This is a genomic window from Streptosporangium sp. NPDC049078 (assembly GCF_040648855.1).
In the GTDB taxonomy this organism is placed as follows: Bacteria; Actinomycetota; Actinomycetes; order Streptosporangiales; family Streptosporangiaceae; genus Streptosporangium.
In genome coordinates this window covers 468,281-485,994 of the sequence record NZ_JBEZEL010000002.1, presented here as the reverse complement: position 1 = coordinate 485,994, position 17,714 = coordinate 468,281, and the positions used below count along the sequence as shown (strand labels likewise).

Genomic DNA, 17,714 nt, shown 5'->3' with positions numbered 1-17,714 from the left:
AACACCGGCGTACGCCGATCCGGGTTGATCAATCCTGGTACGGCCGATTCGGCGATCCCTCGGGCGTCGGATCGCGGACAGGGGGATTCACCCCGGTGCGACCGATTCGACAGCGCGGTCCGAGCCGGGAGAATGGGGCGGTGCAGCCAGACACCGTTCGCTCCGTCGTCCTGCTCGGCTCGACCGGGTCCATCGGGACCCAGTCCCTCGACGTCATCGCCCGCAACCCCGGCAGGTTCCGGGTGGCCGCGCTGGCCGCCTACGGTGGCCGGATCGACCTGCTGGCCAGGCAGGCGGCCGAGTTCCGGCCCGACGTGGTCGCCGTCGCCGACCCCTCCGCGCTGCCGCGGCTGCGGGAGGCCCTGGCCGCGCACGGGGTGGGCTCGCGGGTGCTGGCCGGCCCCGAGGGGGTGGCCGAGGCCGCCGCCTGGCCCGCCGACGTCGTACTCAACGGCATCACCGGGGCTCTGGGGCTCACCTCCACGCTGGCCGCGCTCGAGGCGGGCCGGGTGCTCGCGCTCGCCAACAAGGAGTCGCTGATCGTCGGCGGGCCGCTGGTGAAACGCCTGGCCAAACCCGGCCAGCTGATCCCCGTCGACTCCGAGCACTCCGCGCTGGCCCAGTGCCTGTGGGCGGCGGGCCCCGCCGGCCCCGACGCCTCCGCCGTGCGCCGCCTGGTCGTCACCGCGAGCGGCGGCCCCTTCCGCGGCAGGTCGCGCGCGGACCTCGCGGACGTGACCCCCGAGCAGGCCCTCGCCCACCCCACCTGGTCGATGGGGCCGGTCATCACGGTGAATTCCGCCACACTCGTCAACAAGGGCCTTGAGGTCATCGAGGCCCACCTGCTCTTCGACATCGGCTTCGACCGCATCGAGGTCGTCGTCCACCCGCAGTCGGTCATCCACTCGATGGTCGAGTTCGTCGACGGCTCGACCATCGCCCAGGCCAGCCCGCCGGACATGCGCCTGCCCATCGCCCTCGCCCTCGGCTGGCCGGAGCGGGTCGCCGACGCCTCCGCCGCGGTCGACTGGACCGCGGCGCACACCTGGACGTTCGAGCCGCTCGACGAAGAGGCCTTCCCCGCCGTCGCGCTGGCCAGGCAGGTCGGCAAGGCCGGCGGCACCGCCCCCGCCGTCTACAACGCCGCGAACGAGGTCTGTGTCGAGGCCTTCATGGCCGGGCGCCTGCCGTTCCCCGGCATCGTCGACACCGTGGAGGCGGTGCTCTGCGAGCACGAGGTGACCGAGGCCGCCTCCGTCGCCGAGGTGCTCGACGCCGACTCCTGGGCGAGGATACGGGCACGCGAGCTCACTGGGACTGCCTAGACTGATGGGTGTCGTCGACTCTTCAAGGGCTGAAAATGACTTCTGTTGCTCTCGGAATCCCGTCCGTCAGGACCAGGCCGATCGCCGAGCGACGCGTATCCCGTCAGATCATGGTCGGCTCCGTCCCCGTGGGCGGGGACGCGCCGGTCTCCGTCCAGTCGATGACCACCACGGTCACCGCCGACGTCAACGCGACGCTCCAGCAGATCGCCGAGCTGACCGCCTCGGGCTGTCAGATCGTGCGGGTCGCGGTCCCCTCCCAGGACGACGCCGACGCGCTGCCGATCATCGCGAGGAAGTCGCAGATCCCGGTGATCGCCGACATCCACTTCCAGCCGAAGTACGTCTTCGCCGCGATCGAGGCGGGCTGCGCGGCGGTCCGGGTCAACCCCGGCAACATCAAGAAGTTCGACGACAAGGTCGGTGAGATCGCCCGAGCGGCGGCCGAGCGCGGCGTGCCGATCAGGATCGGCGTCAACGCCGGCTCGCTCGACCCCCGCCTGCTCCAGAAGTACGGCAAGGCCACCCCCGAGGCGCTGGTGGAGTCGGCGCTCTGGGAGTGCTCGCTGTTCGAGGAGCACGGCTTCCGTGACATCAAGATCTCCGTCAAGCACAACGACCCGGTCGTGATGGTCCAGGCGTATCGCCTGCTCGCCGCCCGGTGCGACTACCCGCTCCACCTCGGCGTCACCGAGGCCGGTCCGGCCTTCCAGGGCACGATCAAGTCCGCGGTCGCCTTCGGCGCCCTGCTCGCCGAGGGCATCGGCGACACCATCCGCGTGTCGCTGTCGGCCCCTCCGGTCGAGGAGGTCAAGGTCGGCAACCAGATCCTGGAGTCGCTCAACCTGCGCGAGCGTGGCCTGGAGATCGTCTCCTGCCCCTCCTGCGGACGTGCCCAGGTCGACGTCTACACCCTCGCCGACCAGGTCCAGGCAGGGCTCGAAGGGCTGAAGGTGCCGCTGCGCGTCGCGGTGATGGGCTGCGTCGTCAACGGTCCCGGCGAGGCCCGCGAGGCCGACCTCGGCGTCGCGAGCGGCAACGGCAAGGGCCAGATCTTCGTCAAGGGCGAGGTCATCAAGACCGTCCCCGAGTCGCAGATCGTCGAGACCCTGATCGAGGAGGCCCTGCGCCTCGCGGAGGAGATGGGCGTGGAGGTCGATCTCGACGACGACGCCCCCGGACCCCAGGTCGTCGTCGGCGGCTGACCCCGCGTCCCGCGCCTGCTCCCGTCCGCCCCCGGGGTGATCCCTCCTCGCGTCGGACGCGGCCGCTGACGAAGGTGCGGAGAGCGGTGCGGCACCTGCGGAGAACCGGGCCGACGGCCGCCCTGCCGTGGAGTTCCCTTCCGCCCGTCCCCGAGATCGCGTTCGCGCCGGGGCGGGCGGTTTCCTTTGGCGTTCAGCCTCGCGCCGTCTCGCCTGCGGGCGCGGCCGGAGGCGGGCGCTCGCCGGTCCTACGGGCGCCGCACCTCGCTGTCCTCGCCGTACCCGTACCGCGGCGCGGGCGGGTCGCCGGGGCGGTCGGGGGCCCCGATGACCGCTGTCGGCGTTCACGGCTCCTCGATCGGCCCATCCCACCTGCGGTCATTACAGTTAGCAATTATCTGACTACACTTTGCCAGGTGTTCGGCTGTGTTCCGGATGACCGTGCCGCGCTCGGGAGACCATCGCCTCTGCCGTACGAGTAGGGGGATCACACAGTGAAGAAGAGGGTTGTCGGGATCGCCGCGAGCATCGCGATGCTGGCCGTGGCGATGGGGGTGCCGCAGGGGGCGGTGGCCCAGGAGAGACAGGCGAGGGAGGGGCTGGTCTGGGGCTCCTGCGAGGGCGGGGTTCCGGTGACCGGGGCGGCGTCCACCGGAGCGGGGGACAACCCGATGGAGTGCGCCACCCTGAGGGTGCCGCTCGACTACGCCAACCCGCAGCGGACCATCGGCATCGCCCTGAACCGGATCAGGGGGAAGGCCGTTCACGACCGTCTCGGCGCGCTGCTGGTCAACCCGGGCGGTCCCGGGGCGTCCGGCCGCGACCTGGTCAGGACCGTGGTGGCCGGGCTTCCCGACGGCCTGGCCGACCGGTTCGACGTGATCGGGTTCGACCCGCGCGGGGTGGGGGCGAGCGACCCCGCGCTGAAGTGCGTCGATCCCAAGAAGTACTACGAGGCGCCGCGTCCCGACCAGGTGCCGGTCACCAGGCGCGACGAGAACGTGCTGATCGGCCGGGCCCGCAGGTACGCCGAGGCGTGCGGCGAGCGCTGGAGCTGGATGCTGCCGCACATGACCACCGAGAACTCCGCCAGGGACATGGACGCGATCAGGGCGGCCCTCGGCGAGTCGAAGATCAGCTTCCTGGGTTACTCGTACGGGACCTATCTCGGGGCCGTCTACGCGACGCTCTTCCCTGACCGGCTCAGGCGGCTCGTCCTGGACAGCGTGGTCGATCCGCGCGGCATCTGGTATCGCTCGAACCTCGACCAGAGCATCGCCTTCCAGGACAGGCACGAGGACTTCCTGAAGTGGGTCGCCCGCCACAATCCGGTCTACCGGCTCGGCGCCACGGAGAAGGCGGTCTCCTTCGCCTGGGACGCCATGCGGACCCGGCTGGCCGGCCGCCCGGCCGGAGGGGTGGTCGGCCCGAGTGAGCTCGACGACGTCTACACCCTGGGCGGCTATTCGGACGTCATCTGGCCGCAGCTGGCCAGGGCGTTCTCCGCCTACGTCAAGAAGGGGGAGGCGACTCCCCTGGTCAACGCCTACCGCAAGCACGCGGTGAACGACGACAAGGACGAGAACAACTACGCGGTCTATCTCGCGGTGCAGTGCCGCGACGCCGCCTGGCCGCGCGACTGGGCACACTGGCGGACCGACATGACCAGGGTCCACACCAGGGCGCCCTTCCTCACCTGGCCCAACGCCTGGTACAACGCGCCGTGCGCCTTCTGGCCCCAGCCGGCCGGGACTCCGGTGCGGATTCACGACGACGCCAAGCTGCCGCCGATCCTGCTGATCCAGGGGCAGCGCGACGCCGCCACCCCGTACGCCGGGGCGGTGCGGATGCGCGCCCTGTTCTCCCGCTCCCGGCTGCTGGCCGTGCCCGGCGGCAACCACGGGATCGCGCTCAACGGGAACGCCTGCGTCGACCGGCGTCTCGCCGCCTACCTCAGGGACGGCACCCTTCCCGGCACCCGCCAGACCTCGGACGCCCCTGACGCCCGGTGCCCGGGAGTCCCCGCGCCCGTGCCGGTGGCCGCCCCACCGGCCGTCCGTGTCCCCGCCGGTCACGCGGCGGGTCGCGTGACGGGTCATGTGGTGAGGCACATGGTGAGGCGCCCGGTGGAAAGAGATGGCCAAAGCAGGTAGATGAGAGGCTCTGTGTTGGTTCCTGCCAAAATCGAGGGGGTCGCGTAGGCTGAGCACGTGATGCTGCGCACAACGGCGTCGCGCGTGCTCGACGACAACGATCGAGACGAGGTCCTGGCGCTTCTCGACACCGATCCCGTCGGCAATGTCTTCGTCGCCTCCAGGGTCCGTTCGGTCGGGCTCAATCCGGCCAGGCTCGGTGGCCAGATGTGGGGGTTCGGGCCGCGCGGCGGCCTGACCTCCATCTGTTACGCCGGTGCGAACCTGGTTCCGGTCAACGCCGGTACGGACGCCGTCCACGCCTTCGCCGATCGCGCGCGCAAGCAGGGCCGCCGCTGCTCCTCGATCGTCGGCCCCGCGGACGCGGTGGAGTTGCTGTGGGAGCGGCTGGAGCCGCACTGGGGGACCGCCCGCGCGATCCGCTGGGCGCAGCCGGTCATGGTGATCGCCGAGCCGTCGCCCGTGCCCGCCGACCCGCTGGTGCGGCGCGTCCGGCCCGACGAGTTCGACATCCTGCTCCCGGCCTGCGTGGCGATGTTCACCGAGGAGGTGGGCGTCTCCCCCGAGGCGGGCGACGGCGGCGCCCTCTACCGCTCCAGGGTCGCCGAGCTGATCAGGATCGGCAGGTCCTACGCCCGCATCGAGGGCGGCAGGGTCGTCTTCAAGGCCGAGATCGGCGCGGTGACGCCGCACGCCTGTCAGATCCAGGGTGTCTGGGTCCACCCCGACCTGCGCGGCCGCGGCCACGCGGTGGCGGGGATGGCCGCGGTGGTCAAGCACGCGCTCGACTACTTCGCTCCGGTGGTCTCGCTGTACGTCAACGACTACAACGCCCCCGCCAGGGCCGCCTACCGCAGGGCGGGTTTCGTCGAGGTGGGCACCTTCATGTCCGTGCTCTTCTGAAACCCGCCCCCGGACACGTCGGTGCCCTCCCAGGAGCGGCCCTCTGTTTTCCGAGGCCGGACCATCTGGGCCGCCCAGGGGCGCCCGGCCGGGATGTGGCGATCACGTCGGCGAGCGGCGCCGAGCTCCCGAGGCCGGGTGGCCCGGGCGGCCTCGAACCAACGCCGAACCTCTGGGGCTGGACATCTCGGACCGGTCAGGGGCTGCGGACCAGCCGGGCCACGAGGCGCTCCAGCTCCGTCTCCGGGTCATCGGTGAGACCGGCGTGGACCGGGCCGGTCTGCACGATCGTGCTGCGCGGGGCGGTCAGCCAGCGGAAGCGGCCGCCCAGCGGCTCCCTGGTCAGGGGTCCCGAGTCGCTGCCGCAGGAGCGCTGGTAGGCGCCGAGGGCGTGCCGTACCCCTTCGAGGTCGACGCTGTCGTCGAGGGCGCGCAGGCGCGCCTCGTCCAGCTCCACCCGGGCGCACAGGTATTCGCGGGGCTGGCAGTAGAGCAGCACCCCGGCGTTGATCAGCTCGCCGCGTTCCACGCGGGGGATGACCCGGATGATCGCGTACTCGTAGACGTCCTTCACCGGTTGTCCCTCCAGAACGCGCCCACCGAGCCGGTCTTCCTCTCCTGGTCCTGCGGTGTCTCCTGGACCGCGGGACCCGGCAGCCAGGTGCGTGGCCCCTGGGCGCGGGCCAGCAGATGCTCGACGTACGCCTGCCGCACCGCCTGCGCCCCGTCGAACCCCGGTTCGTCCTCCAGCCACTCGTCGGGGACCTCGTCCACCACACCGTCGAGCAGGTCCCTGGTGATCATCTCGCTGAACTCGGCGTCGGCCTCGGGCATCAGGGTGGCGAAGGGCGCCATCACGTGGTCGCTCGCGTCGAAGTCGCGCAGCGGGTTGGCCGAGGGCCAGTTGTGGTGGAACCAGAGCGCGGCGCCGTGGTCGATGAGCCAGGTGTCGCCGTGCCACAGGAGCAGGTTCGGGTTGCGCCAACTGCGGTCCACGTTGTGGATCAGCGCGTCGAACCAGAGCAGGCGGGAGGCGAACCCCGGCTCGGGGGGCCAGGCGAGCGGCTCGAAGCCCAGCGCGCCCGGCAGGAAGTCGACCGCCAGGTTGTTGCCCTCGCTCGCCCTGAGCAGGTCCTGGATCTCCTCGTCGGGCTCGCGGGCGCCGAGCTGCGGATCGACGTCGATCACCTTCAGCTCGGGCGTACGGAACCCCAGGCGCCGGGCCAGCCCGGCGGCCACGATCTCCGCGACGAGAACCCGGCGGCCCTGCCCCGCGCCGCGGAACTTCACGACGTGGGTGCCGAGGTCGTCCGCCTCCATGATCCCGGGCAGCGACCCCCCCTCACGCAGCGGTGTCACATAACGAGTGGCTTTGATCGCTTCAAGCACCTCGCCAGGCTACCGGCCGGCCCGCGGAACGACACGGCGGGCAGACGGCGGGAAGGGAGAACAAAGGCGGCCGCGTATTCGGGGGATGTGTTGTGTCTTGCCCTGACCTGAGCATCACATGAGTGTCACGGTGAGGAAGACAAGACCTTCAGCCCCGTTGACTGTCGGCGATGCTTCTTCTTGAGTGAGAAGGGTGGCGGCGAGGGGAGGCTCGCGTGCCGTATGCGCAGCCGCTCAAAACGGGGGATCCGGCACGGCTCGGTGAGTACGAGATCATCGGGCGTCTCGGCGAGGGTGGGCAGGGGGTGGTCTATGTCGGGGTGCGCCCCGGCACCGGCTCCGAGCCCTACGCGGTCAAGCTTCTGCACGGTTCGGTGGGGGAGGATCCCGAGGTCTTCCTGCGCGAGGTCGAGCTGGCGAAGCAGGTCGCCAGGTTCTGCACGGCCCAGGTGATCGACGCCGGGCTGGACGGTGACCGGCCCTACATCGTCAGCGAGTACGTCGACGGCCCGTCGCTGCACCGGGAGGTCGCGGTGAGCGGGCCCCGTGAGGGAGGCAGGCTGGAGCGCCTGGCCATCGGCACGGCGACCGCGCTGGCGGCCATCCACCGGGCCGGGATCGTGCACCGCGACTTCAAGCCCCAGAACGTGCTGCTCGGTCCCGACGGGCCGAGGGTGATCGACTTCGGGCTGGCCAGGGCGCTGGACGCCGCGGCCACCCAGAGCGGGCGCGGCGCGGGCACGCCCGCCTACATGGCGCCCGAGCAGGTGGAGGGCGCCGAGATCGACCCGGCGGCCGACGTCTTCGCCTGGGGCGCCACGATGTGCTTCGCCGCCAACGCCCAGGCTCCCTTCGGGCAGGACTCGATCGCGGCCGTGCTGAACCGGATCCTCACCGCGGCTCCGCGACTGGGCCGTCTGGACGGGCTGCTCGGCGCGCTGGTGGTCGACTGCCTGGACAAGAATCCCCGCAACCGCCCCACCAGCCGGGAGTTGCTGCTCGCGCTGCTCGGCGACGACGGGGGCCGCTCGGTGGCCGGGTCCCGCTCCTCGCCGGTGCCGGGGTTCCCGGCCGTGCTCGGCGGGCCCGACGCCTCCGGCCCCTCGCTCTTCTCGGGACGGACCGGTCTCACGGGCGCTTCCGGCCGATGGAGCGACTCCGGGTCCGCCTGGCGGGCCGGGGGCGGCGGGTACGGCGAATCGGGCGGTGCGTCCTCGGCGGGCGCGAGGTCCGGCGGGCGCGCGTTTCCCGCGGAGGGTGAGAAGTTCGACGAGCCCCGGACCCACCCGGGGCGTGCGGCGACCAGGGCCTCGGTCGCGGTCTCCGGCGCGCTGCTCGTCAGTGCCGCCGTGCTGGTGGGGGTGCTGGTCCCGGCGCTGAGCGGTGTGACGCCCGGAGGCGCGCCCGCGCCGCCGATCGTCCCCCTGGTGGAGACCACGGCCCAGGGCGGCACCACGTCGCACGAGGGCAGGGCGAGCGCTCCGATCAAACCGCTCCCGGTCGTGCCGACCGTCCCGGCTGGGCCCCCACGAGCGGAGGGCGTCAAGTCCTCCCCGCTGCCGCCCCCCGCCGCCACGGTGGTCGTGCCCGCGCTCATCGGGCTGGATCGTTCCGACGCGGCGCGCCTGATCAAACGGGCCGGACTGGTCGCGGGGGCCGTGAAGGCGGTCGACTCCACCCGGCCGCTCGGGGAGGTGCTCGCGAGCAGCCCGGCGCCGGGGACGGCCCTGCCGAAGAAGGGCAGGGTCGATCTGCAGGTCTCCGGTGGCATCCAGGTGCCCACGCTGGTCGGTCTCGCCAGGGGAGGCGCCGAGGCGGCGCTCGCCCAGGCCGGGCTGGTCTCCGGCGGGGTCAGCACGCGCTGCTCGGAGCAGCCGGCCGGGCGGGTGCTCGCGAGCACTCCCGGCGCGGGCAGGCGCGTCTCTCCGGGGAGCGCGGTGGCGCTCGTCGTCTCCAGGTACGGTGTCCCGGTGCCTCCGGTCACCGGTCAGGGCGCGACCGACGCCTCCAACACCCTCGGCGGGGCGGGCTTCGCCGTGCGCACGCGGGCGCGTCTGGTCACCAACGAGGCCCAGGACGGGGTGGTGCTGGCGCAGAGCGTGGCGCCCGGCACCTGCGCGAGGCCCGGCGCGACGATCGTGCTCACGGTCGGTGTCGAGGGGCAGAGCGGCCCGGGACCGGGACCCGGGCCGGACCCGGGGGAGACCGTCGAGCCCCCCGACCCCACGGTCCCGCCGACGCCCGTTCCCGGGGAGGCCGCTCCTTCCGGGTGAGGCGCTTCTTCGGCCGGACACACCCGAAGGACGGTCGAAAGCGGTGCGGGTTCGCCGTCCCGGCCCGGTGTGAGGCGACCGGAGGGCGGGACCTTCGGAGGCCGGCGCGGAGAGTTCAGTGCCGTCCGGTGAGACCGGGGCCGGGAGGAATGGCGTTCGGCGCCGTGCCCGGGGCGTCCAGGGAGGCGAGGACGGTGGCGAGGAGGGTCTTCCTGACCTCCTCCTGGGGGAGGTCGATCGTCTTGATCACCGACTGGAGCGAGCCGAGCGTGGCCCACGCCCAGACCTGGCGGGCGGGGCCGGGGTCGGGTCCGGCCAGACGGCTGTAGATCGCGTCGCGGAAGGCGCGGATGGCCTCGCCGGGGGAGCCGGGGGGCGCGTCGTCGGCGCAGTGGATGTCCTCCATGATGAGCCGAATGATCGCCCGATGCCTCACCGTGAAGGTCACCAGAGCCTCGACGAAGGCGCGGTCGTCGGCGAAGTCGTCCTCGATCAGGGCCACGATCTCCTGGCCGGCGGGTGCGATCAGCTCCGTGGCCAGACGGTCCTTGGGATGGAAGTGGTAGGCGACGGCCGTCTTCGTCAGGCCGACGACGGAGGCGATGTCGGCCAGCGAGGTCGCGGCGTAACCGCGCTCGGCGAACAGTTGACGGGCGGCGTCGAGGATTCGCTCCCGCGTTTCGTGCCCGTGCTCAGGTGTGGTCATCGTCTCAGTCCCACGCTGCTTACAGCATTTACCGATTTATCCTCCTACGCTCTACCGTAGGTATTGTACGAGCGTACAGTACGGTTTTTCAGGGTGTTTGATACTCCAAAAGCGGGGCGGTCACCGATGTCTGGTTTGCTGGGGCGGCTCGGAAGTTGGTGCGCGCGACACGGCAAGGCCGTGCTGGCCCTGTGGGTGATCGCGGCGGTATCGCTGACAGCGGGCTCGGTGTTCTTCCCGGGACCGGTCAGCAACAACGTCAGCATTCCCGGCACTGACGCCCAGCGTGCCGTCGACCTGATGAAGGACGGCTTCGGCCCCGGCTACGGAGCCGGCGGCTCGGCACAGATCGTCCTCTACTCGCCCGACGGCTCTCTCATCACCGAGACCAGGAAGCGCGCGGTGGAGCGCGCCGTGGACCGGATCCGCGAGGTGCCGCACGTGGTGGAGGTGAAGTCCCCCCATCAGGGAGGTGGTCTCGCCTCCAGCCTGGCAATCGGCATCATCACCGTCAAACTGGAAGGGAACGACACCACCAAGCTGGCCGAGACCACCAAACTCCTCTCCGAGGCGGCCGAGCCCGCACGGGCGGCGGGCATCGAGGCGGTGCCCGTGACCTCGGCCAACCCGGCGGACAAGGAGATCAAGACCGGGACGAGCGAGATCATCGGTGTGATCTGTGCGCTGCTGGTACTGCTGCTGGCGTTCGGCACCCTGGTCGCCGCGATGATCCCGATCTTCACCGCGCTGGTCAGCATCGCGACCGGGCTCGGCGTGGTCAGCCTGCTCGGCCACGTCGTGGACGTGCCCAAGCAGGCGTCGATCATGGCGACGATGATCGGTCTCGGCGTCGGCATCGACTACGCGCTCTTCCTGCTCAGCAGGCACCGCAAGCTGCTGGCCGACGGCCTGCCGCCTCAGGATGCGGTCCGCAGGGTCGTCGCGAGCTCCGGCGGCGCGGTGGTGTTCGCCGGAGCCACAGTGATCATCGCGCTCAGCGCGCTCATGCTCGCGGGCTTCCCCATGCTGCAGACGCTCGGCTGGATCACCGGCATCTCGGTGGTCTGCGCGGTGCTCACCTCGGTCACGCTGGTCCCCGCGCTGCTCGGCCTGCTCGGGCACCGGGTCAACGCGCTGCGCCTGCCGTTCATGGGACGGCAGGGCAGCCACGGCTCGTCGGGCTGGGCCTCGCTGGGCGACTGGGTGGCCAGGCGGCCGTGGAGTGTGCTCGCGCTCAGCGTCGTCCTGCTGGGCGCGCTGGCCGCACCCGCCCTCTTCATCAAGCTGGGCTCGGTCGACAACGGCTACGCCGACCGCGGCACCGACGCGCGACGCTCCTACGAACTCCTGCAGGCCGGTTTCGGGCCCGGCATGAACGGCCCGCTCGTCGTGGTGGCCGACCTGGACACGAAGGTCGTCGACCGGGAGCCGACCCCGGCCGTGCTGCGCGACCTGAAGGATCGCGTCGCGGACGTCGAGGGAGTGGCCCACGTCGGCGATCCCGTACTCAACGAGGACGGTACGGCGGCGCTGGTGCAGGCGATCCCCGACTACGCTCCGAGTGACCCCCGGGCGCTCGACGTGGTCAGGGCGGTACGCGCCCTCGACGTCGAGGGCGCCCAGGTGCACGTGGGCGGTCAGGTCGCCGGCATGGCCGACGCCGGCGACAGGATCGCCGGACGCACGCCGATGGTCGTCGGCGTCGTGGTGCTGCTGAGCGCGCTGTTGCTGCTGCTGGCGTTCCGCTCGCCGGTCGTCGCGATCAAGGCCGCGCTGATGAACCTGATCTCCCTCGGCGCCGCGTTCGGCGCGCTCTCGCTGGTCTTCTCCCTGGGGCTGGGCAGCCGCCTGGTGGGCATGGACACGCCGGTCAGCGCGGACGACTCGTACCTGAGCACGGTGTTCTTCACGGTGCCGATCGACAGCTACATCCCGCTGATGCTGTTCGCGATCCTGTTCGGCCTGTCGATGGACTACGAGGTCTTCCTGCTCACGGCCGTGCGGCAGGCGTACCTGAGGCACGGCGACAACCGCAGGGCGGTGGCCGAAGGGCTGGGGTCGACCGGTAGGGTCATCACCTCCGCCGCCCTGATCATGGTCGCGGTCTTCGTCGCGTTCATCGCCTACCCCGACCCGATGGTCAAGATCTTCGGTGTCGGACTGGCGGTGGCCATCGCGGTGGACGCCACGATCATCCGGGGACTGCTCGTCCCGGCGACCATGGCCCTGCTCGGCAGGGCCAACTGGTGGTGCCCCGCCTGGCTGGACCGCATCCTGCCCAACCTCTCCGTCGAAGGTCACGAGGAGGACGAGGAGGCGGAGGAGCCGGACAGGGAACTCGTCGGCGCCGGTCGCGGCTGAGGGGCGGAACGCCGTCCCAGTCGCTTCCAAGTCCTCCCCAAGTGGCCTCCGCCATGCTCTCGCCTGGGAAGCGAGTTTTGGGGAGAGTACGAAGATGTTGGGAAGAATCAGCGCCGTCGCCGGCCTGGTGCTGGCGAGCACGCTGGCGCTGCCGGGCACCGCGGTGGCGAAACCCAAGGAGGTCGACGTTCCCGTCGGGACGTGGCTGGCCGCCAGGACGCACCCGGCCGTCCAGCTGACCTCGGTGTCCTACACGGCCGACGTGGCCGTGCCGACGCCCGAGGCGAACCTGGAGGCGATCAGGGTCCTCACCCAGCAGGGGGTGAACGCCGTGCAGAGCGGCAAGATCTCCTCCGACGAGAACAGCATCTACCGCTGGGTCGTCCAGCAGATGGCGAAGGACCCCGGCCGCTACTTCTCGCCCGGCGGGCGTGAGCGGGTCGTCGAGGCGACGGCGGGCGGGCTGTGCACCGGCTGGTGGGTCACGCCGGACGGATACATGGTGACCGCGGCGCACTGCGTCGGCCAGGAGGAGACCGAACTGGCGCAGACCTTCGCGGCCCAGGCACTCACGAAGATCAACGAGAAGGACGCGGCCGACCTGGTCGCCGAGCTCGGGGACGTCGCCTCCGACGAGGAGATCCTCAGGACGGCGACGAAGATCTTCCAGATCTGGAACGCGGACAACATCAAGATCCGAAACGTGCAGAGCTCGCTCTCGCTGCTGCAGAGCCTGCCGGGCGGCGGCGTCGACAAGACCACCAAGACGGTGCCGATCGAGCTCGTCGCCAAGGGGACGGTCTACCCGGGCAAGGACGTCGCGATCCTCAAGGCCAACGGGCAGAGCAATCTGCCGACCGTGCCACTGGGGGAGGACTCCGACGTGCGCGTCGGCGACACCCTCTACATCAGCGGGTTCCCCGGCACGGTGACGCAGACCTCGATCTTCAACCTGGAGTCCAAGCTCGATCCGGCCTTCACCGAGGGGCCCTACAACGCAGCCCGCCAGACCCCGGAAGGGGTGCCGTACATCCAGACCCAGGCGCCCTCCTATCCCGGCAACTCGGGCGGACCGGTGTTCGCCAAGAACGGCAAGGTGATCGGTGTCCTCGTCGGCGGCCTGGTCCAGCAGGACGGCGGCTCCACCGAGGCGGAGAGCTTCGTGCTGCCGGTCAGCATCGTCAAGGAGAAGCTGAACGAGAAGAACATCAAGCCGGTCGAGTCGACGACGACGAAGGCCTACAACGAGGCGCTCGACCTGTTCTTCCAGAACAGGTACTCCGACGCGCTGCCCAGGTTCCGCGAGGTGCAGGCGCTGCAGCCGAACCACCCGTACGTCGCCAAGTACATCAGCGACTCCCAGCAGGCCATCACCGCGGGCAAGGACGAGAGCGGCACGCCGATCCTGCCGTGGCTGCTGTGGGGTGGCGGCGGCCTGGCCGTCCTGTTCGTGATCGGTACGATCACGGCGGTCGCGAGGGGCAGGCGCCGTTCCAGGGGACCGGCCCCGTTCCCGCCCACCCCCTACGGTGCGCAGCCCGGCTACGCGGCGCAGGTGCACGGCGGTGCCGCGTACGGGCAGCCGCAGTACGGACAGCAGGGGCAGCCGTACGGCGCGCCGCAGCAGTACCAGCAGCGGGCACCCTATCCGCTCCCGGCCGCGCCGGAGGAGACCCGGGCGGTCCGGCCGCACTCGCCCTACGGCCCGCCGAACCCCCAGCCCGGCCCCGGTGGCGCCGGGAGCGCGGGGGGCCCGGGGGCCAACACCCGGATCGCCGGTCTGGAGGCCGAGCTGGAGCAGCTGCGCCGCTCGATGGGGCAGCGCCCGCCCGAGCAGCGTTGAGCGCGCCCTCCCGGACGCGCCGAGGGCCCGGCCTCCGGGCCCTGGTGAACGCGGTCCCCGCCGGTGTCACGCCGGCGGGGACCGACCCGTCTCCCGGCCCAGGAGAGACCACCGCCTCACCTGGGCGGAGGGGTCCCCAGGGCGACGTGTCCACCGCGACGCGGCGGGCCAGACCTAGATCCAGCCCTCCTCCCAGGCGCGGTGCGCGGTGGCGTGGCGGAGGCGCCACGAGACTCGGCCGCCACTTCGGCGACGTCGCCTAGACCGGTGTCCTCGCCCGGCGCCGCCCCCGGTAGCCGCTGTGGACCAGGATGTCGCCCGGCTCCGCGAGAAGCGTGGCGGAACCGGCGGGGACGGCGGGTTCGCCCCGGCCGGTCCGTACCGTCGAGACCGGAACGGCCGTTCTCGGTCCGGGGACCGGGCAGGCGGACGTGGTGGACCGGGTGGGGGCGATGGGGCGGACAGGACGGGCGGGGCGCGTCGGGGTGGCCGGGACGGTGGTGACCACGGGGTCGGCCCGGCGGTGACGGCGTCCGCGCGGCGGGGAGTCCTGGACCCAGGTCGACGACATCGACGACATCGACGACATCGACGACTCTGCCACGGCCTGCTCCTGCAGGCGACGCCTGCCCCGGTAGGGGGCCCGGGGGCGGTCGTCGCGAGGGCGCGGTACGGGGGAGAGCGCGGCAGGGCGCCCCGAGGGCTCCTCGACGTGGGCGACGGAGGTCGTGACCGAGGGGAACCCGGTGGTGGCGGTCGGGGCGAACGTGCTCTCCGGAACGCTCTCCCTGGGACTCGTGGCCCCGCGGGAGGGGAGGAACGCGTCCCAGAGGTCGGGGGCGACGGGCGTGTGCTCCGAGGCGTCGGCCGGGATCGGCGCGTACCGGAGGTCGCGGGAGGCGAGGGTGTTCTCCGGGGTGCCGGCCGGGGTCGGCGCGTACGAGAGGTCGCGGGCGGAGGCGTTCCTGGGCATGCGACGACGGCCCGGGGCGCGGCGGCGGCCCGGGGCGCGGCGGGACGAGGAGGCGGGGGCCACCGCGGCGCGCCCCGAGGCGGACGCGAGGAGCCGTACCCTCGACTGCCTCGCCTTGCCGTGGGCGAGGATCGCGGCCGCGGCGAGCAGGACCGGGGCGAGTACGGCGGGGGAGTCGAAACCGGGGACGGGCGTGGCGAGGTCGCGGGCGCTGGCGGTGGGGGTGACGGCGAGCGCGCTGGTGTCGGCGGTGGAGGCCTTGGCGTGCTTTCCCGGCGAGGTACGGCCGGTGGCCGGCGCCTGGGTTTCGCCGGGCGCCTTCGTGGCCGTCCGGTCGCTCCGCTGGGGGTTCGCGGCGGGGTTCCCGCCGGACACGGCGTGGGCGTCGTCGCCCGGAGCGGCCTTCCCCTTCCCCTTCGCCGTCGCGGCGGTGCGCCCGGGAGCCGGCTTGCTCGTCACTCCCTCGGAATTCCTGCCCGGCCCCGTGGAGGCCGAGGTCTCCGGCGTCGGCACGGGGGCGGGGACCATCGCGATCAGGTTGGGCCCGGGGCCGATCACCACCGCGTTGTCCCCGGCCGTGGCGGGCGTGAGGATGGTCTGCTTCTCGGTGGCCTCCCGGTCGAGCCGGGCCTTGATCTTCTCCGGGTATCCGTAACCGACGACCTTGCCGGTGTCGCGCTCCTTGCGCTTGGCGACCCCGCCGTCGATGTTGCCCTCGATCGTGTGGATCCTGTTTCCCTCGACCCTGGTGACGATCCCCACGTGGTCGATGTGGCTGATCTTGTCCGAGCCGCGCCAGTCGAAGAAGACGATGGCGCCCGGCTTGGGAACGGTGCCCCAGGCGTCCTGCTGCCGGAACCACTGGGCGTGGTGGACGGTGTAGGCGAACTGGCCGATCCACTCCTGGTAGCCCAGCTTCTCCGCCGCCCACGACAGATACATGTCGCACCAGGGGGCCGAGGTGTAGTCGGCGTCGAACTCGACGTTCTTGCCGTACCAGTCACCGAACTTGGTGTAGCCGCCGCTCTTCTCGGAGTAGCCGAGCTGGCTCTCCAGCAGCTCGATGAACTTGCGCATCTCAGGTGTCATAGAGGATTTCAGGGGGGCTCCCGGTGGCCGTGCGGGCATGGTCGCTCCACCTCGCGACCTGGCTATCGGGAGACGAGGTTGAGCGACGGCGCGTTCACGCGAACCCGCCGAGGGGTGAGGAGGGACGCGTGTGGCGGCACCACTGACCGGTTGTCTTCCGTGACGAGGGAGGTTACCCGCCCCCAAGGATAGGTCAAGACACACTAAAGGGCGCGTCAAGTCGATCAACGTCGCATAGACGGACAAAAGGCGACGTCAGGGCGTCTCTGGGTGATCTTCAGTGGTAAAGCGCCCACGAAAAGGATCTACCGGAGGTCGCGGGCGGAGGCCGGGACCTCCGTGGCCGCGCCGTTCGATCTTGTCGATCCCCCTTTGCCTCGACGCCCGATTTCTTTACCTTTCGGGGAAATGGGTAGACATGGGGGTATTTCTCCCGATATGTAGGTAGTGGTCACGGGAGATGCTGGTCACACCAGGTAAGGCTCAGCAGCAGTCAGAGAAGGTTAAAAAAGGTACGAGCCATGTGTCAGCACCAGCCGAGATGCCCAGTCGCCAGCGCGCCCGACCACGAAGCCGCGTCGCTCGTGGCCTTCCACCCCGAGCAGGGGTGGGGTCTGCTCTGCAACGGTGTGGTGGTCTTCGACGACACCGGAGCGCTCATGCCTGACGGCCGCAGCACTCCCGTCCACGCCATGCCGCTCCCGCTCCACCGGGTCACCCTGGGCCAGGCGGCGTGATCTCGCGCCGCGCGCCCGCCGTGCCGGGACCGAACGCGCCACGCGGACGAGTGGTTCCGCGGCGGCCGATGGTCTCCGGCGGGGGACGCGCGTGCGATCCGCATCCGATCGAGGCGACCGACGACCAGGGAGGTGGACAATGAACCCACTCCTCGAAAAGCCGTACGAGCAGGAAGAGCTGGACGGCCGGGAGACGTCGTACTCCTTCGCGCCCGAGCCGGCGTCGGTGCCCCGTGCTCGCCACCTGACTCGCGCCCACCTGGCGGACTGGGGGCTGGACGAGCACAGCGCGGTCGCCGAACTGCTCGTCAGCGAGCTGGTCACCAACGCGCTGCGCCACTCGCGGGGGACCATCGGGCTCCTCCTCTCCTTCCGGGACGGTCTGCTGCGCTGCGAGGTCGAGGACGCCGACCCCTTCCTGCCCCGCGCGTGCCGGGCACGCGACGACGAGGAGCGGGGACGAGGGCTTCACCTGATCGAACTCCTCGCCTGCTGCTGGGGCAGTGCCCGCACGACCGAGGGCAAGGCCGTCTGGTTCGAGCTCACGACGGCGGGCGCGCTCGCGGCCTGACCGCGAGACCTCCCGGAGCGCCGGGCGAGGAAGCCCTCCCGTGAGGCTCCTTCGGGAGCCGGCCACACAGACCATCTCCGAAGGGCCGACGCCGAGTCCCCCGACTCGACCTCGGCCGAGCGCCGGAGCCGGGTCCCCCGACCCGGCCTCGGCAGGACGCCGGAGCCGACGAGATCATCGCACTCG

Annotated in this window: 13 protein-coding genes; 9 read left to right on the top strand and 4 right to left on the bottom strand. The window is 71.5% G+C overall.

What is annotated here, in order from left to right:
* The first annotated feature begins 140 nt into the window (after positions 1 to 140).
* The 4 genes from dxr to AB0B90_RS05090 all read left to right on the top strand — a co-directional run bounded on the left by dxr (position 141) and on the right by AB0B90_RS05090 (position 5,586).
* Positions 141 to 1,325, top strand: coding sequence for a 1-deoxy-D-xylulose-5-phosphate reductoisomerase (dxr, locus tag AB0B90_RS05105; protein WP_350944803.1), 1,185 nt, complete (start codon positions 141 to 143; stop codon positions 1,323 to 1,325).
* A 35-nt stretch (positions 1,326 to 1,360) separates the two neighbouring features.
* Positions 1,361 to 2,530, top strand: a complete 1,170-nt coding sequence (gene ispG / locus AB0B90_RS05100; protein WP_350944802.1) for a flavodoxin-dependent (E)-4-hydroxy-3-methylbut-2-enyl-diphosphate synthase — start codon at positions 1,361 to 1,363, stop codon at positions 2,528 to 2,530.
* A gap of 494 nt (positions 2,531 to 3,024) precedes the next feature.
* A complete protein-coding gene (locus tag AB0B90_RS05095; protein WP_362920856.1) occupies positions 3,025 to 4,683 on the top strand; it encodes an alpha/beta hydrolase in 1,659 nt (552 codons plus the stop codon).
* A 60-nt stretch (positions 4,684 to 4,743) separates the two neighbouring features.
* The gene (locus tag AB0B90_RS05090; protein ID WP_350944854.1) at positions 4,744 to 5,586 is read left to right on the top strand and encodes a GNAT family N-acetyltransferase; all 843 of its coding nucleotides are present in this window, start codon (positions 4,744 to 4,746) and stop codon (positions 5,584 to 5,586) included.
* 196 nt (positions 5,587 to 5,782) lie between these two features.
* Here AB0B90_RS05090 and AB0B90_RS05085 read toward each other — a convergent pair whose 3' ends face one another.
* Both AB0B90_RS05085 and AB0B90_RS05080 read right to left on the bottom strand, forming a co-directional pair.
* Positions 5,783 to 6,160 carry a DUF3037 domain-containing protein gene (locus AB0B90_RS05085; protein WP_350944798.1) on the bottom strand — a complete coding sequence of 126 codons (378 nt, stop codon included), beginning with the start codon at positions 6,158 to 6,160 and terminating at the stop codon, positions 5,783 to 5,785.
* Positions 6,157 to 6,975 (bottom strand): HipA family kinase, encoded by an 819-nt coding sequence (locus tag AB0B90_RS05080; RefSeq protein WP_350944797.1) that lies wholly within the window; start codon positions 6,973 to 6,975, stop codon positions 6,157 to 6,159. Before AB0B90_RS05080 ends, AB0B90_RS05085 begins: the two co-directional genes overlap by 4 nt.
* A 215-nt stretch (positions 6,976 to 7,190) precedes the next feature.
* On the opposite strand from AB0B90_RS05080, the gene AB0B90_RS05075 reads away from it, so the two are divergent.
* Complete coding sequence (locus tag AB0B90_RS05075) at positions 7,191 to 9,248, top strand: PASTA domain-containing protein (protein WP_362920854.1); 2,058 nt, start codon at positions 7,191 to 7,193, stop codon at positions 9,246 to 9,248.
* Positions 9,249 to 9,363: 115 nt separating this feature from the next.
* On the opposite strand, the gene AB0B90_RS05070 is transcribed toward AB0B90_RS05075, so the two are convergent.
* Positions 9,364 to 9,954, bottom strand: a complete 591-nt coding sequence (locus tag AB0B90_RS05070) for a TetR family transcriptional regulator (RefSeq protein ID WP_350944794.1) — start codon at positions 9,952 to 9,954, stop codon at positions 9,364 to 9,366.
* Positions 9,955 to 10,080: 126 nt separating this feature from the next.
* Here AB0B90_RS05070 and AB0B90_RS05065 point away from each other — a divergent pair, with 126 nt between their 5' ends.
* Together AB0B90_RS05065 and AB0B90_RS05060 are read left to right on the top strand one after the other, a co-directional pair.
* Positions 10,081 to 12,315 (top strand): MMPL family transporter, encoded by a 2,235-nt coding sequence (locus AB0B90_RS05065; RefSeq protein ID WP_362920852.1) that lies wholly within the window; start codon positions 10,081 to 10,083, stop codon positions 12,313 to 12,315.
* 94 nt (positions 12,316 to 12,409) lie between these two features.
* Positions 12,410 to 14,158 (top strand): serine protease, encoded by a 1,749-nt coding sequence (locus tag AB0B90_RS05060; protein ID WP_350944792.1) that lies wholly within the window; start codon positions 12,410 to 12,412, stop codon positions 14,156 to 14,158.
* A gap of 259 nt (positions 14,159 to 14,417) precedes the next feature.
* Here AB0B90_RS05060 and AB0B90_RS05055 read toward each other — a convergent pair whose 3' ends face one another.
* Complete coding sequence (locus AB0B90_RS05055) at positions 14,418 to 16,208, bottom strand: CHAP domain-containing protein (RefSeq protein WP_362920849.1); 1,791 nt, start codon at positions 16,206 to 16,208, stop codon at positions 14,418 to 14,420.
* A gap of 533 nt (positions 16,209 to 16,741) precedes the next feature.
* Here AB0B90_RS05055 and AB0B90_RS05050 point away from each other — a divergent pair.
* Positions 16,742 to 16,957 carry a DUF5999 family protein gene (locus AB0B90_RS05050; RefSeq protein ID WP_350944788.1) on the top strand — a complete coding sequence of 72 codons (216 nt, stop codon included), beginning with the start codon at positions 16,742 to 16,744 and terminating at the stop codon, positions 16,955 to 16,957.
* Between the two features lie 139 nt (positions 16,958 to 17,096).
* A complete protein-coding gene (locus tag AB0B90_RS05045; RefSeq protein ID WP_362920847.1) occupies positions 17,097 to 17,528 on the top strand; it encodes an ATP-binding protein in 432 nt (143 codons plus the stop codon).
* Positions 17,529 to 17,714: the final 186 nt, after the last annotated feature.

Excerpts from the sequence above, each read along its gene's own strand:
- ispG (WP_350944802.1), top strand. The coding sequence starts at position 1,361 with ATGACTTCTGTTGCTCTCGGAATCCCGTCCGTCAGGACCAGGCCGATC.
- AB0B90_RS05090 (WP_350944854.1), top strand. The coding sequence starts at position 4,744 with ATGCTGCGCACAACGGCGTCGCGCGTGCTCGACGACAACGATCGAGAC.
- AB0B90_RS05070 (WP_350944794.1), bottom strand. The coding sequence starts at position 9,954 with ATGACCACACCTGAGCACGGGCACGAAACGCGGGAGCGAATCCTCGAC.
- AB0B90_RS05065 (WP_362920852.1), top strand. The coding sequence starts at position 10,081 with ATGTCTGGTTTGCTGGGGCGGCTCGGAAGTTGGTGCGCGCGACACGGC.
- AB0B90_RS05060 (WP_350944792.1), top strand. The coding sequence starts at position 12,410 with ATGTTGGGAAGAATCAGCGCCGTCGCCGGCCTGGTGCTGGCGAGCACG.
- AB0B90_RS05055 (WP_362920849.1), bottom strand. The coding sequence starts at position 16,208 with ATGCGCAAGTTCATCGAGCTGCTGGAGAGCCAGCTCGGCTACTCCGAG.
- AB0B90_RS05050 (WP_350944788.1), top strand. The coding sequence starts at position 16,742 with ATGTGTCAGCACCAGCCGAGATGCCCAGTCGCCAGCGCGCCCGACCAC.
- AB0B90_RS05045 (WP_362920847.1), top strand. The coding sequence starts at position 17,097 with ATGAACCCACTCCTCGAAAAGCCGTACGAGCAGGAAGAGCTGGACGGC.